This is a genomic window from Streptomyces sp. NPDC017520 (genome assembly GCF_044329855.1).
Classification (GTDB): domain Bacteria; phylum Actinomycetota; class Actinomycetes; order Streptomycetales; family Streptomycetaceae; genus Streptomyces.
Window position 1 is genome coordinate 51,121 of the sequence record NZ_JBIRKB010000022.1, and the last position, 14,542, is coordinate 65,662.

Below are 14,542 nucleotides of genomic sequence, written 5' to 3' on the forward strand. Positions count from 1 at the left end.
GACATGCCGAACGCGGACAACTGGCAGGGCGATGTGCTGCGCGACCTGAGAGGTACCCCTCCTCCGCAGCGCGCGCAGCACCACAGTGCGGCACAGGGCCACACTGCGGCACAGGGCCACACCGCGGCACAGGAACAGGCGCAGCCTTCGCAGCCGCAGCCGCAGCCGCGTACAGGCGGGCGGGTGCCGGGCCCGAACTCGCCCTCTTCGCCCGTCGCGTCGCCCGCTCCCTCTCCCGCCGCACCGTCGGCACGCGCACAGCGGCCCGCCCGGTCCCCCGACTCACGGCCCGTGATCGACAGCGCGCTGTCCGGTACGGCACGCCGCCCCCGGCAGGGTGAGCCGGCCGCCGCGCGGGTCTCTCGCGCGGTACGCCGGATCGTCTCCTCGTCGGCGGCCCGCGAGGTCGCCGAGATCACCCGCACCGCCGAACGGCTCCAGCAGCCGGTGACGACCGGCCGGCAGATCGCCGTCACCTCCATCCGGGGCGGCGCGGGCAAGACGACGGTGACCGCCCTGCTCGGCACGGCGTACGCGCACTACCGCCAGGACCCGGTCCTCCTCGTCGAGGCCGATCCGGCGCTCGGTTCGCTGCCCCTGCGTCTCGGAGCCGAAGCGCTGCGCTGGACCACGGCCGACCTGGCGGACATCGTGGAGCCGCAGATGTCGCTGCTCGACGTCACCGGATACCTCGTCCAACTCCCCGACAACGCCTGGCTGCTGCCCGGCAGCCAGGGGCGGATCGGAGCGATGCTGGACACAGCGGCGTACGAGCGGGTCATGGTCGCGCTCCGCCGCTACTTCGGGGTGACCGTCGTCGACTGCGAGACACTGCCCGCCGAGGTCGCCCGGGTCGCGCTCTCCGCCGCCCAGGCCCGGGTACTGGCCGCGCCCGCCACGCTGGACGGCATCACCAGCACGTACGCGGTCCTCCAGTGGATGCAAGGGCTGCCGCGCCACATGATCGCCGGGACCGTGGTGGCGCTCACGAGCACGACGTCCCGCCCAGGGATCGACGTGGAGGCCGCCGCCGAGAAGCTGCGGTCCACCGGCGCGACCGTCCACGTACTGCCCCACGACCGGCATCTGGCGGCAGGCGGCGCACTCCGTACCGAACTGCTCGCCCGGCCGACGCGGCTGGCCGCCACCCGGCTGGCCGCCGAGGTCTTCCAGCTCTCCCAGAAGCGCCGGTGACCGCGACGCGGGGCGTTGCGACCGCCGCACCCAAAGCCAAAGCCAAAGCCACAGTCGCAGCAGCTGCTTCCGCCACTTCCTCCACTTCTGCCACTTCCTCCACTTCCGCCACCGCGAACGCCGGACCACGCCCATGAGCACCCGACTGATCCATCGCCCCGCCCGGACCACCCGCCCCCCGGCCGCGCCCGTGCCCCGCACCATCGAGGCCCCGCCCAACCTCCCCGAGGGAAAGGCGGGCAACGTCGCGATGTCGCTGCTGCCGGTTGCCGGGGTCATGTCGTCCGTCGTGATGATGACGGTCGTCCGCAACAGCCAGTTCGCCGCCCTCGGCGCCATCATCCTCGTGGTCACCGTCATCGGCTCCGTGGCGCTGCTCTTCTCGCAGCGGGGCAAGGCCCAGCGCACCCGACGCACTCAGCGCGAGGCGTACCTCGCCTATGTGGAGGACCTGCGGGAGGAGCTGTCGGGCGAGGAGCGCGAACGACGTGAGCGCGCGGATGTCCTGAACCCCCCGCCGTACGCCCTGTACGACATCGTGCGTGACCCGGCGCGCCTCTGGGAGCGGCGCAGGGTCGACGACGACTTCCTGCGGGTGCGGGTCGGCACCGGCGAGATGCCCGTACGGGGTCTGGGAATCGCCGAGCCGGGTTCGACGGTCCTCACCCCGCCCGACCTGTTCATGCTCAACGAGGCGTCGGCTCTGGTGAACCGGTTCCGCAACGGCACCGAACTGCCGCTCACCGTCCCGCTGGACCGGATCGGCAACGTCAGTGTGATCGGCCCGCGCGAGGACTGTCTGCGGGTGGCCCGCGCCCTGCTGGTCCAGACGGCCGCCCTGCACGCACCCGACGACGTGGCCATCGCCGTCGCGGCGCCGGGTGAGCGCATGGCCGACTGGGAATGGGCGAAGTGGCTGCCGCACCTGCTCGACACCGAGCAGTTCGACGGGCCGGTCGCCGCTCGCCGCATCGCCCCCTCCGCCCCGCAGCTCGCCCGGCAGATCGGGGCGGAGCTGCGCCGCCGGGCCTCGTACGCGGCCGAGGTCCGCCGGGGCCTGGCCGGCCGGGACGCGCTGTCCATGAACTCCCGGCTGCTCGTCGTCACGGACGGGCACGGCGAGGACGCGGTGGACCTGCCGCGCCCTGACGACGCCGTCGGCCTGCGCGAGATGGGCGTCACCGTGCTGCATCTGCTGGAGCGGCGGGTGCAGGAACCGGGACACGTCAGCGTACGGATCACGGTCGACGGCACCGACGTGACCATCGAGGACCTGCGGACGCCGGAGCCCGTGGAGGCCCATGGCACGGTGGACGAGGCGGGCATCCCGTTCGCCGAGGGGCTGGCCCGGATGCTCGCGCCGCTGCGGCTGTCCGCCGAATCCCTGGCCGACGCCCCGCTCTCCGGTCCGGTGGAGTTCGCGGCGATGCTCGGCATCGACGACGTGGCACGCCTCGACCTGGAACGGCTGTGGGCGCCGCGCGGCGAGCGCGCCTTCCTGCGCGTCCCGATCGGCATCAGCGACTCCCACGAGCCCGTGCTGCTGGACCTCAAGGAGTCCTCGGAGCTGGGGATGGGCCCGCACGGTCTGTGCGTGGGCGCGACGGGCTCGGGCAAGTCTGAGCTGCTGCGCACCCTGGTCCTCGCCCTGGTGGCCACCCATCCGCCGGAAGACCTGGCGCTCGTGCTGGTCGACTACAAGGGCGGGGCGACGTTCGCGCCGTTCGCGGACCTTCCGCACGTGGCCGGGGTCATCACCAACCTGGAGAACCAGGCGGGGCTCGTCGAACGGGTCCACTCCTCCCTCGCCGGTGAGGTCAAGCGCCGCCAGCAGGCCCTCAAGGACGCGGGGAACGTCGCGGACATCGGAGACTACGCGGCTCTGCGCGCCGAGAAGCGGCCGGACCTGGACCCGCTGCCACACCTGTTCGTGGTGATCGACGAGTTCGGCGAACTGCTCACCGCGAAGCCGGACTTCATCGACCTCTTCCTCTCCGTCGGCCGAATCGGCCGCTCCATCGGCGTGCATCTGCTGCTCTCCAGCCAGCGCATCGAGGGCGGCAAGCTCAAGGGCCTGGACACCTACCTCTCCTACCGTCTCGGCCTGCGGACCTTCTCCGCCGACGAGTCCCGGACCGTCCTGGACACGGCGGACGCCTTCCACCTGCCTCCGCTGCCCGGGTTCGGCTATCTGAAGGTCGACACAAGCCACTACGCCCGGTTCAAGGCGGGCTATGTCTCGGGCGGCTATCGCGGTCCGGTCCGCAGCACCGACGAGGAGGAGACCAGCCCGCTGGCGCTGCCGTACGAGGCGTTCAACACCCTGTCCGGTCCGGACGAGTCGCGGCAGTCCGTGGAGCCGGCGTCCCGTCGCCGCGAGACGGGCCCGACCGAACTCGGCGTCATGGTCGGCCAGTTGACGGGAGCGGCGCCGCCCGTACGCAGCATCTGGCTGCCACCGCTGCCCACGGCCACCGCGCTGGACACCGTCGCCGGCCCACTGGACATCGGACCGCGCGGCATGCGGCTGACCGGAGCGGTCACGGAAGGACGCCGAAGGCCTCTCCGCATCCCCCTCGGACTGCTCGACGACCCTGCCAAGCAGTGGCAGGGCCAGTGGTTCCTTGACCTCACGACGGCGGGCGGTCACGCGGCGGTGATCGGCGGGCCCCAGTCGGGCAAGACGACTCTGCTGCGCACGCTCGTCCTCTCCCTCGCGCTGACCCACACCCCGCGCGAGATCGGCGTCTACGGGCTGGATCTGGTCGGCGGCGGTCTCCAGGCCCTTTCGGGCCTGCCGCACGTCGGCGGTATCGCGGGCCGCGCCGACCGGGAGCGGGCGGCCCGTACCGTCGAGGAGGTCCGCACGATGCTCGCGGTGCGCGAGGAACTCTTCCGTGAGCACGGCATCGACTCGGTCGAGCAACTGCGCACCCTGCACGCGGCCGGCCGGCTGCCCGAACTCGCGTCGGCCGAGATCGTCCTCGTCATCGACGGATTCGGTGCACTGCGCGACGACTTCGACGAGCTGGACGACGCGATCGCCGACATCCTCAAGCGCGGCGGCGGCTACGGCATCCACATCGTCGCGTCCATGCTGCGCTGGAACGACGTACGCATCGCCATCCAGTCCAACTTCGGCACCCGCGTCGAACTGCGCCTCAACGACCCCGGCGAGTCCAGCATCGACCGCAAGCTCGCCGAGACCCTGTCGCCCGACGAGCCCGGCCGGATCCTCACCGACGGAAAGCTCTTCGCCCAGGTGGCGCTCCCCCGTACGGACGGGGTCGCCGACACGGCGGACCTCGGCGCGGTCCTGGAACGCACGGCGCGTACGGTCCGGGCCACCTGGAGCGGCGAAGTGGCCCAGCCGGTGAGGGTGTTGCCGCAGGTTCTGGGGCCGCACTCGCTGCCGGGGTCGGCGGCCGAGCCCACGCGCGTACCGATCGGTCTCGACCAGTCGGCGCTCGCACCCGTGCTGCTCGACCTGTTCCAGCACGACCAGCACCTGCTGGTCCTGGGGGACAGCGAATGCGGCAAGACGAACCTGCTGCGGACGGTCGCGCACGGGCTCATCGACCGCTACGGCGAGGACGAGTTGGTGTTCGCCGTGATGGACCCCCGGCGCTCACTGCGTGGTGCGGTCCCGGAGGAGTTCAACGGCGGGTACGCGTACAACTCCAAGCTGTGTGCGGGGCTTTCGGCCGGCATTGCCACCGAGCTGGAGAAGCGCCTGCCCGACGAGAACGCCCGGCTGGAGGACCTGGAGCCCGGCAACTGGGGCGCGGGCCCGCGCATCGTCGTCCTCGTCGACGACTACGACGTCCTCACGACCGCCGGACAGTCACCGCTGGCGGCGTTCCTTCCGTACATCCCCTCGGCGGTCGACATCGGCCTCCACTTCGTTCTGACGCGCCGGGTCGCCGGCGCCTCGCGGGGCATGTACGAGCCGCTGGTGCAGGGCCTGCGGGAGTCGGGGGCCTCGGCGCTCCTGATGGCGGGCGACCGCAGCGAGGGCCAGTTGTTCCCCGGCGTGTACGCCTCCCAACAGGCTCCCGGTCGGGGCGTGTTCGTCAGCCGTGGGCAGCCCAACCGCCTGATCCAGACGGTGTACGCGCCGATGTGAGACCTCGCGGGACAGACGAGCCCCGCCCCGCGGCGCACGCCGACCGCCTACCGCCTACCGCCTACCGCCTACCGCCTACCGCCGAACAACGAAGGACCGGAAGGACCGGACGACCACTCCATGACCAAGGACGTCATCGCTCTCACCCCTCGCATTCCGGACCCCTGGGCCGTCCTGGCGGGCCTGCTCTCGGGCGGCCCGGACAAGCTGGTCGGCACACGGGGCGGGGGCGCGGTGATCCAGCTCTGCGACACGGAGGGCCGCCCGCTCGTCTCCGTCGAGGCCCCGCTGCTGGTCTCCGTCGAGGGTGAGGCCGAGCGGCTGCTCGGGACCACGGCCCCGCCGGTCCCGTACTGGTGGACGGAGGCCCGCTCCACCACGGGTGTCGCGGAGGCGGAACAGCTCGCGGGCACCTTCGCGACCCGGCTCGCCGCGTTGGCGGGCGGTTCCGCCTGGCCGCCGGACGCGGCCGGATCGCTCGCCGTGGTGAGGACCGACGGCGTGAGCGTCGCGCCCGAACCCGCCGCCGCCCAGCCGGCCATCGACGTGCTCACCGACAAGGTCGCGGTCGTCATCCAGGACCGCCCGGTGGTGGCGATGACGGCCTGGCTGTCCGACGCCTTCCGGGCGGCGGCGAAGGCGGGTCTCGGCCTCCAGATCGTCAGCCCGGCGGGCACCACGCTCTCCCCCGCGGTACGGGACGCCCTGGGCGGCTGGCCGTCCCGCTGGATCGTCCGGGACGACCGGGACGGCTACTACGACGGACTGACCGGAGCCGTACTGCGGTGGCAGGACGGCGCGTTCGACCCGGTGCTCTCCCCCGACGCCACGGACGACGACCCGCGCACCCCGGTGGCGGCTGCCTTCCAGCAGGTCCACGACACCGGCGACCGCCAGCTGGGCCTGACCTTCCGCATGGTGCACCCGGCGGACGAGCGGCTGGTGCTGGGCGGTGGCCTGGAGGCGGTGTGGCGGGAGCTGACGGGCGAACCGCCGGCCGGCTGGGGCACGTCGGAACCGGCGACCCTCCCCTGGTCCCCGGCCCGCCTGACCGACGTCGCGTTCGAACGGGCGCCGGAACCATCGTGGTTCGTCGTGGTCGGGAACCGCTCGCGACCGGGCATCGCGACCGTACGCGTCACGCGGACGAAGGCGGGCGTGGAGGAGGAGGTCACCCTCGCGTTCGGCTACGGCGCCGACGAGGATCCTCCGCTGGACGCCCTGCCCGCGTCCGCCGAGGCGCTCGCCACGCGCCACCACCTTCAGTCGATGCTCGTACAACTTCGCAAAGCGCGCCGCGATGTGACCGTACCGCCGCGCTTCGAGGGCCCCGGGGTCCCGCTGGCCTTCGTGCTGGGCGCGGAGGAGGTACGCGCGATGCCGGGAGACCGGGCGCGACGCACGCCGCTGGCGGAACAACCGGTGCGACTCGGCCCGCGTACCAGACCTGCGCTGTACTACCCACTGCCGGGGAACCCCTCGGATCTGGGGGGGTGGCAGGAGTTCGAGCGGCTGATGCGGCACCTCAAAGGGGCGTAGGGACTTCCCGGACTCCCCGCCGCAATATGGCTGATTGCAGATTGCAGTAGTGATGTCGGGGTTGATAGACAAGGATGTACGCACAAGTAGGCGTGCGTTCGGTCGATGTAGTCGACGCGTTCGATGTTTCGAAGTTTCGATGTTTCGATGTAACGGGGGATGTCATGAAGTTCGACATGGGGGCGACGGTCCTGTCGAGGCTGCTGTCGGATTCGCAGAGCGCGAGTACGGATCTGGGGACGCTTATCCAGCAGCTGATCGCTGCGGCGGAGCCGTTGGAGGGGAAGTTCAACGGAGCGGGGAAGGTCGCGTTCGACGATTTCAAGACACGTTCGGACGAGATCACGAAGGCGTTGAACGCGTCGTTGTCGGGGATTCTGGGCGGTCAGTCGGGGATGGACGCGGCGTTCGGTTCGGGTGACCAGGAGCAGGACGAGAACGCGAAGTCGCAGATGGCGTCGGCGAATTTCGACGCGGCGCGCTTCGGCGGCCGCTAAGACCGGGCATGGTGACCGGTTCGGCCACACTTTTGTCTGACGGGGAGTTGAAGGACTGATGGCTGCGAGCAGCACGGATCGGCGTTCGTACGACACGGGGGCCTCGACGGAGGTACAGGCGGCTCTCCAGGTGGTGATCGGCCGCTTGGAGCAGGTGATCACCGCGCGGGACGCGCAGGTGAAAGCGGCGATGAACGACTTCGCGGCCGATGGCGTGGCGGACGAGTACCACGGCAAGGAACTGCGCTGGAACGCGACGTCGCAGGAGGTGCGGAACATCATCCGGCTGCTGCGGACGACGTTGGAGAAGAACGACGGCACGGCCGCGCAGACGCTGGCGCGGGCGAAAGCCGCGGTAGACGGCATCGGCTGACCGCCGGATGGCGTGCGCCCACCCCGTGCGGGGTGGGCCGGTTGTGTGGTGCGTGCGTACGGGGGGGCGTGGATGGTTGCGTGGGATATCAAACCGCAGGGTGTGCAGGGCCAGTTGAAGGTGGTCGGCGGACACGCCGGTGAGCTGGAGAAGGCGCTCAACGCGCTGATGACGCACCTGTCCGAGGCGGCGGCAGCGGCGGGAACCGCGGTGCCGGGGGGCACGGAGGCGGGGCAGCCGGTGGGCCCGGTGGTTCCGCACCGGCAGGCCGGCCCGGTCGCGGCGCTCGTCAGTGCCCCGACGGCGACGGGCCCGGTGGCCGCGGCGCTGGGTACGTACGCGCAGGCGCGGCAGGCGCAGCTGAAGTCGCTGTCGGAGCGGATCCAGGCGGCGGTGCTGGGTGCGGCGACGGCGACGAACGAGTACGTGGAGGGTGACCTCGACACGGCGAAGCAGGCGCAGAACGCGGCGAAGGCGGTCCGGCTGGACGTGCTGAGGGACCTGCGGGGTGGGAAGTGAGCGACAAGGAGCCGATCGACCCGTCCGGCATCCCGGTGTTCACCGGGGATCTGGCGGTGCTGGACCAGAAGGTGACCGCCCTGGCCGGGGACGGGGAGAACATCGCGACGGCCGCCGGGGACATCCACAGCAGCTTCGGCGGGCTCCAGGCGTTCTACAAGGCCCCGGAGGCCGATCAGCTGTTCGCGACGACACAACCGGTCGCGCACCGCGGGGCCGCGCTGAAGGGGGACCTGGCGAGGATCGCCGGCGCGCTCGGCGCGTACGCGGACGACGCGCAGCCGCTGGTGGCGAAGTTGCAGCGGCTCAAGCGGGAGGCTTCGGCCTTTCTGGACGAGGCGAACGCGGACGACAAGTGGCGCGAGGACGGCGACCTGGTCGAGGAGAACAACCGCCGCCGCGACGAGATCGCCGAGACCTGGGCCGCGTTCCAGGCGGTGGAGCGCGCCTGCTACAACAAGATCATCACACTGGTTCCCGACGGCAAGCCGCTCAAGACCGGCGACGGCTCCGGCGGCAAGGGCATGTACGGCTACGAAGCCGAGGCCCTGAAGCAGGCCAAGGGACTGCCGTGGGGCGACCCGGTCAAGGAATCCACACCGTGGTGGCAGGTCCACGAACACGCCTGGGACTTCGGCAAGGGCTTCGTGGTGGACGGCGTCTGGGCCACGGTCAAGGGCCTGGGCACCCTGGTCGGCACCGAGGGCTGGGACAGTATGAAACAGGCCTGGGGCGGTCTCGCGCACCTCTCCATCGGCGTGTCCATCACCTTGGCGACCGCAGGTGCCGGGGGGACGTACCTCCTCGCCACACCCGAGAAGGAGTTGCCCTCCTGGCTGCGGGATTCGAGCCGGGCGATGAAGGAGACCGGCAAGGCGCTGATCGCCTACGACCAGTGGGGCGAGAACCCCGCCCGCGCCGGAGGCGCGGTCACCTTCAACGTCCTGACGACGGTCTTCACCGGCGGCACCGGGGGTGCGGTCTCCGGCGCGGGTAAGGCGGCGGTGGCGGCCAAGGCCCTGTCGTTCGCGAACAAGGCGGGCCGCTACGCCGACCCGACGACGTACCTCTTCAAGGGCGCGAGCACCGGCCTCACCAAGATCAGCGACGTCATGGCCGGCCTCAAGGGCACGGGCAACGTCGAGATCCCGCCACTGGCGCCGGGCGCGATCACGCTGCCGGACGGCGCGTTCAAGCTCGGCGACGGCACCCTGCACCTGCCCGAGGGCGCGGCGCTCCCGGACGGCGCGTTCGAGATCCCGAGGAACTCGGTCAGGCTCCCGGACGGCGCGGAGATCCCCGCCGGAGCGGTCGACCTCGGCGACGGGGTGGTGCACCTCCCCGAAGGCGTGACCCCGCCCGCAGGCTCCCTGCCGATCCAGGAAGGCGCCCTCAAACTCCCCGAAGGCACCACCGCCCTGCCCGAGGGCACCTTCAAGGGCTTCGACGCCGACGGCAACGTCATCCACCTCGACCGCGAGGGCAACATCCTCGGCGAGGACGGCACTCTCAAACAGCACCACTCCGGCGCCCAGCACGAAAACCCGACGGAGGGCGCTTCCGTCAGGACAGACGCGGACAGTCCCCTGCCCCACGCCCCGGCCGAACAACCGACCCTGGTCGGCGCGGGCACACGCGGCGGCAGCGACACGGCCCGGCTGGGCTCGGACCTGGGCGACACGGGGCGCATCGGCGACGACCTCGGCCGGACGGGCAACGACGCCTCGCGCCCGAACAGGGCACCGGGCGGCACAGCGAACAACCTGCCGACCAACAGCGTGGACAACGGCGCGCCCGGCAGTGGTTCGCGCGGCGGCCAGGGCGGTCATCTGCCTGCGAACAGCCTGCACGGGGGCGGCCCGACTGGCACAGGCGGCCGCGATATTCACGGCGGTTCCATAGTCGGCAGCGGCATTCCGACGGGCACCGCCGACAGCGGAGTGCCCAGCCCTCGAAGCTCCGGCGGCACCAGCCTTGGCGGTGGCGATGACGCGACACGCGGATCCGATGGCACCTCTGTGTCGGCAGGCTCGACGCGCCAGCCCGTGCCACGTCCCAGCTTCATGCACGACGGACCCAACCCGTATGGTCGGCCCGGTTCGCTCACCCTGGAACAGGTCGAGGATATTCAGGTCTATCGGGCGAATGAAGAGCCGGGGTACCGCGAGCAGTACTACCGAAAGGACGGGACCCGCCACCGGGTCGAAATCCACGATGAGAGCGGATTCACTCCCCCTCAACTCGTCCAGCCCCTGCCTGACGGCCCCTGGGCCAGGGCCAGGGATGTTCCAGAACCCCCTAAGCCTCATTTCCTCGACGAGAACTACATAACGGTGAGAGCAGATACCGTAACGAGTCGCACCAGGCTAAAGCTTCTCGACGATACCGCACTAAAACGCTTCCTGGACATCCAGTGGGATAACCTCGTAGCGAGATGGAAGGGCGAAACAGCAACTCTCCACGAAGCACTGAATACCCCCGAATCAGCGGCGGAGTGGGGAGAGGCTCGAGGCACCTACAAGGAAGCCCATACTCAAATGGGTAAATCAGCAGAGGATTTCGGCGAGAAAGCCGCGGAGCATCACTTCATCGCCGAGCGATATCCAGACTTCGAGAAGCAATACCTCCTCGGCCCGAAGAGCGGAAACGACCAGTTCGACCAAGTATGGAGGCACGAGGACGGCCGCGTTGTCGTCGTTGAGGCCAAGAGCAACGTCGAGACAGAACTGGGCAGTCGCAGACTTCCGGATGGTAGACGAGTATCCCAAGGGAGCCAGGAATACTTCCTTGACATCATCGAGGCCATGAAGAAGCGAGGCGAGTTCGAAACTGTAGAAGCGTTGGAAAGAGCACTTGAAGGCGACCGGATAGACTATGTCGTCGTCAAGGGAGAGAAGAACATGGGAACGTATACTGGTTACCAGTACCGACGTTTCGACATCAGCAAGGGGACCCTTCCGTGACCGTAGCGATTGCCCGCCATGCACTTCCCACAGGGCCCACTTCTGAGGAGTTTGCGGGACGTGTCGGCGCACACCTTTCCAAGGGAATCGAGCGTCTCGAACAGTCCACTGAAGCCATCCGATCAACGTTCGGAACGGCGCTCATGACATTGCGTGCCAGAAGCATCATCGATCCGCGATCGGCGGCGGTGGAAACGTGGGAGTCCGCCGTCATCGCAATGCAGGTCGGATCGGCCGTATTTGCCGTGACCACTGCAAACGAGGGGCGGGTGGAATGCCGCATCGACAGGAAGCTCCGATCCATCCCCGCCACCGGGCCTCGTTCATTCGCTGATGCGGGCACCTGGCTGTCGGCTTTCTGGCTGGCCGTCATCTGCCGTGACCAGGAACGCCTGACACAGCTCAGCGAGATTCCCCTGGAACGGCTGCGCTCACCCGAGGGTTCCTACGACGAGTACATCTACCACTGGGTCGACACTCTCCAGAGCTGGTGGCTCCGCCGACCCGACCTCGCGGACAAGCTCATCGCCACCATCGAGGCATCCGACCCCACCGTGGCCCGCATCGCGCCACAAGACCTGCTCCAGGCGGTGCTCTACCCGCCGATCAACCTCTTCTACCACTACGTCCGCAACGACCGGGATGGCTTCGCCTCCGCCCTCGCAGACTCCCTCAAACTCCACAAGACCTACTGGACGCTCGACGAGGACCGCGCCACGGACATCGACGGCAGCATCGCCCTCGGCCCCCTCGCCATCGCCTGCCTCGCCTACGACGCCGACTTCCCCCTCGATATCGAATCCGACTACCTCCCCAAGCACCTCCTCCAGCGCACCTGGCTCGGGGAATTCCCCACCTGATCCCCCAGGACCACAAGCGGTACCGGCGACCTTCCACCCTTTTCACCATGGGCATGTGCATCGATGCGCTGATCGTCGACTGGGGCCACCTCATATCGGTACCGGAGGATCAGCGCTACGCAGTGCTGCACGAGGCCGGCACCTCGGTGGACGAGGAGTGGTGGGACGCCGAGCCGAACCGTCCGTCGTCCGTCGGGCCTCAGTGGTTCTGGCCCTCTCCCCCGGCCATGGGGTGATGCCCGAGGCGCGGCCCTTGAAGACCAGGACCCCGCCGGCGTCCTTGGCCGTTCCCACGTCCTCGCCCGGGAGTCCCACGACGACCTCGCCGTAGCCGTCGCCGGCTAGGTCTCCAACGGCGGCGCTTGCGCCCATGGCGTCGCCCTTCTCGTCGGCGCCCGGCACTCCGGTGGCGGCCTAGGTGATCCACTTCGGCTTCACAGCGGTGTTCTGGCCCTGGGGCCCTCCGAGGACGACCGCCACCGCGCCGCCCTTGCTCGGGAAGTCCACGTCGCTGTCCATGCCGGTGGGCCGGCGGGTGAAGACCAGGTCCGGGTAGGCGTCGCCGTTGACCGAACCGACCGTCATGGAGGAGTACTCCAGGTATGTCCCCGGTGCGGTGACGAAGGGGGTGTAGGTGAAGCCCGTGCCCGTCGACAGGTACAGCGACCGCCCGCCGCAGTCCGGCTCGTCGTCGCAGCCGGTGCTCACCAGCAGGTCATCCTTGCCGTCGCTGTTCATGTCCACGGCCTGCACGTCCTCGAAAACGGTGGCGCCGTTGTTCACGGTGAGTGCCGTGCGGGTGCCGCCGACCGAGCCGTCCGCGCCGATGTTCTCGTCCAGGACGACCTTCCCGTCCCACTCCGTGTGGTCGATCCAGGCCGCGTCCGTTCGGCCGTCGCCGTCGAAGTCGCCCACCGCGTACCCCTGGCCCCGGTACGCGACCGCCCGGGCGCCGAGGCCGCTCCTGCCGCCGAACAGGATGCCCGCGGGCCATGGGCGGCCGAGACCAGCAGGTCGGTGTAGCCGTCCCGGTCGATGTCGGCGGGCGTGCCCGTGCCGAAGCGGGCGTTCGCGGCGGCCGTGCCGGGGATCCCGGACGTGTTCTGGTTGATCACCCGGTGGCGGGCGGGGCTGACGCGCGGCGGAGACCGGCGCGGCCGTACCGGAGAGGGCCGGCGCGGCGGCCACCGTGGTCGCGAGGGCCACCGAGACCGCCGAAGCGGCGCGGAGTCGGAGAAGCGCTTCATCGTTGTTCGTCCGCCTGATGTGCGCACGTGCTCACTGCCGAGAAGGACCCTCCGCGCCGCGAATGGTTGTGTGCTCCGGGACCGGCCCCCTTGCGCAGGAGGGTGGCCCCGGGGGCATCTTCTTGCGTTATCGGCAAGCTTGCATGCATCTGGCGCAAGAGTCCGTACGCTCGACTTCATGGCTCACGAACACCAGCACCAGACCCAGCACCAGCACGGACACGCGGCTCACTCCCACGACCCCTCCGCGACGCCGAACGGTCTCCCCGAGATCCTCGACCTCGACGCCGCCCTGTTCGCGCCCCACCTGACCGCCCTCACCGGGCGCATCGCCTGCCTCGCCGGTGACGACGTCCGGAGCATCGTCGACCTCGGCTCGGGCACCGGGACCGGCACGTTCGCCCTGCTGGAGCGGTTCCCGACCGCCCGGGTGACCGCTGTCGACAGCTCCCCCGCGATGCTGGAGCGGCTCGCCTCGGCCGCCCGGGAACGGGGGCTCGGCGATCGCGTGCACACGCTGGAGGCCGACGCCGGGACGGGGCTGCCCGGGGTCGTCGACGCCGACCTCGTCTGGGCGTCGGCGTCCCTGCACCACCTGGACGACCCCGCCACCGCCCTGGCCGGCATCCGCGCCGCGCTGCGTCCCGGCGGGCTGCTGGCCGTCGCGGAGGTGGACGGGATGCCGACCTTCCTCCCGGAGGGCGGGGAGCCGGGTGCGTTGGAGCGCCGCTGCCGGGAGGCCCTCGACGGCCTGCATGCCGAGCAGTTGCCGCACCGGGGGGCCGACTGGGGCTCGCTGCTCGTGGCCGCCGGCTTCTCCGTCGAGCAGGAACGCGCCGAGCCGTGGGAGCTGCGCGCCCCGCTGCCCGAGGGGGCTGGCCGGTACGCCTATCTCGTCTTCGAGCGCATCCGCGGCAATCTGGTCGGGCGCATCTCGCCGGAGGACCTGGCCGCGCTCGACCGGCTCATCGACGGCGGGCCCGAGGACGTACGCCACCGGGACGACCTCGTCGTACGGTCGACCCGTGAGACGTGGATGGCCCGGCCCGTCCAGGGCGGCTGAGCCGGAGGGCCAGGGCGATTCCCTCGCGGTCGGGGCGCGTACGTGCCGGAGGATCGCGCCAGAAGCCGGTGGGCCCGGAAGCCGGTGGGCCGGGAGCAGCACGCAACACCGCCCCGCCGGAAGCCGGTGGGCCGGCAGGCAACACCGCCGGGCCCCCTGGG

The 14,542-nt window shown here is 70.4% G+C and carries 11 protein-coding genes and 1 pseudogene; 10 read left to right on the forward strand and 2 right to left on the reverse strand.

The features are described from left to right. Positions 1–3: 3 nt before the first annotated feature. The 9 genes from ACH4KB_RS33875 to ACH4KB_RS33915 all read left to right on the forward strand — a co-directional run bounded on the left by ACH4KB_RS33875 (position 4) and on the right by ACH4KB_RS33915 (position 12,307). Entirely contained in the window at positions 4–1,194 is a 1,191-nt protein-coding gene (locus ACH4KB_RS33875; RefSeq protein ID WP_398070257.1) for a MinD/ParA family protein, read from the forward strand. Positions 1,195–1,327: 133 nt separating this feature from the next. Then, positions 1,328–5,320: a type VII secretion protein EccCa gene (gene eccCa, locus ACH4KB_RS33880; RefSeq protein ID WP_398070259.1), complete on the forward strand. Its 3,993-nt coding sequence runs from the start codon at positions 1,328–1,330 to the stop codon at positions 5,318–5,320. 120 nt (positions 5,321–5,440) lie between these two features. After that, positions 5,441–6,859: a DUF6177 family protein gene (locus ACH4KB_RS33885; RefSeq protein ID WP_398070261.1), complete on the forward strand. Its 1,419-nt coding sequence runs from the start codon at positions 5,441–5,443 to the stop codon at positions 6,857–6,859. A gap of 164 nt (positions 6,860–7,023) precedes the next feature. Next, positions 7,024–7,356, forward strand: a complete 333-nt coding sequence (locus ACH4KB_RS33890) for a hypothetical protein (protein WP_398070263.1) — start codon at positions 7,024–7,026, stop codon at positions 7,354–7,356. A gap of 58 nt (positions 7,357–7,414) precedes the next feature. After that, on the forward strand, positions 7,415–7,729 hold the full coding sequence (locus ACH4KB_RS33895) for a pore-forming ESAT-6 family protein (RefSeq protein WP_398070265.1): 315 nt from the start codon (positions 7,415–7,417) through the stop codon (positions 7,727–7,729). A 72-nt stretch (positions 7,730–7,801) separates the two neighbouring features. Next, the gene (locus ACH4KB_RS33900) at positions 7,802–8,248 is read left to right on the forward strand and encodes a DUF6507 family protein (protein ID WP_398070267.1); all 447 of its coding nucleotides are present in this window, start codon (positions 7,802–7,804) and stop codon (positions 8,246–8,248) included. Continuing rightward, the gene (locus tag ACH4KB_RS33905; RefSeq protein WP_398070269.1) at positions 8,245–11,211 is read left to right on the forward strand and encodes a hypothetical protein; all 2,967 of its coding nucleotides are present in this window, start codon (positions 8,245–8,247) and stop codon (positions 11,209–11,211) included. Before ACH4KB_RS33900 ends, ACH4KB_RS33905 begins: the two co-directional genes overlap by 4 nt. 143 nt (positions 11,212–11,354) lie before the next feature. Continuing rightward, positions 11,355–12,071 (forward strand): immunity 49 family protein, encoded by a 717-nt coding sequence (locus ACH4KB_RS33910; RefSeq protein WP_398070271.1) that lies wholly within the window; start codon positions 11,355–11,357, stop codon positions 12,069–12,071. Positions 12,072–12,118: 47 nt separating this feature from the next. Further along, complete coding sequence (locus tag ACH4KB_RS33915; protein WP_398070373.1) at positions 12,119–12,307, forward strand: hypothetical protein; 189 nt, start codon at positions 12,119–12,121, stop codon at positions 12,305–12,307. Positions 12,308–12,377: 70 nt separating this feature from the next. Here the strand turns inward: ACH4KB_RS33915 and ACH4KB_RS33920 are convergent. Both ACH4KB_RS33920 and ACH4KB_RS33925 read right to left on the reverse strand, forming a co-directional pair. Further along, a pseudogene (locus tag ACH4KB_RS33920) lies at positions 12,378–12,443 on the reverse strand (hypothetical protein); the annotation flags it as partial. 42 nt (positions 12,444–12,485) lie between these two features. Next, the gene (locus ACH4KB_RS33925) at positions 12,486–12,986 is read right to left on the reverse strand and encodes an FG-GAP repeat domain-containing protein (protein WP_398070273.1); all 501 of its coding nucleotides are present in this window, start codon (positions 12,984–12,986) and stop codon (positions 12,486–12,488) included. Between the two features lie 510 nt (positions 12,987–13,496). Between ACH4KB_RS33925 and ACH4KB_RS33930 the strand changes: the two genes are divergently transcribed. Continuing rightward, positions 13,497–14,381: a class I SAM-dependent methyltransferase gene (locus ACH4KB_RS33930; RefSeq protein WP_398070275.1), complete on the forward strand. Its 885-nt coding sequence runs from the start codon at positions 13,497–13,499 to the stop codon at positions 14,379–14,381. The last annotated feature ends 161 nt before the right edge of the window (positions 14,382–14,542 follow it).

What these genes read in the sequence shown, in the direction of transcription:
- ACH4KB_RS33875 (WP_398070257.1), top strand. Translation starts at nt 4, where the DNA reads ATGCCGAACGCGGACAACTGGCAGGGCGATGTGCTGCGCGACCTGAGA.
- eccCa (WP_398070259.1), top strand. Translation starts at nt 1,328, where the DNA reads ATGAGCACCCGACTGATCCATCGCCCCGCCCGGACCACCCGCCCCCCG.
- ACH4KB_RS33885 (WP_398070261.1), top strand. Translation starts at nt 5,441, where the DNA reads ATGACCAAGGACGTCATCGCTCTCACCCCTCGCATTCCGGACCCCTGG.
- ACH4KB_RS33890 (WP_398070263.1), top strand. Translation starts at nt 7,024, where the DNA reads ATGAAGTTCGACATGGGGGCGACGGTCCTGTCGAGGCTGCTGTCGGAT.
- ACH4KB_RS33895 (WP_398070265.1), top strand. Translation starts at nt 7,415, where the DNA reads ATGGCTGCGAGCAGCACGGATCGGCGTTCGTACGACACGGGGGCCTCG.
- ACH4KB_RS33900 (WP_398070267.1), top strand. Translation starts at nt 7,802, where the DNA reads ATGGTTGCGTGGGATATCAAACCGCAGGGTGTGCAGGGCCAGTTGAAG.
- ACH4KB_RS33910 (WP_398070271.1), top strand. Translation starts at nt 11,355, where the DNA reads ATGACATTGCGTGCCAGAAGCATCATCGATCCGCGATCGGCGGCGGTG.
- ACH4KB_RS33915 (WP_398070373.1), top strand. Translation starts at nt 12,119, where the DNA reads ATGGGCATGTGCATCGATGCGCTGATCGTCGACTGGGGCCACCTCATA.
- ACH4KB_RS33930 (WP_398070275.1), top strand. Translation starts at nt 13,497, where the DNA reads ATGGCTCACGAACACCAGCACCAGACCCAGCACCAGCACGGACACGCG.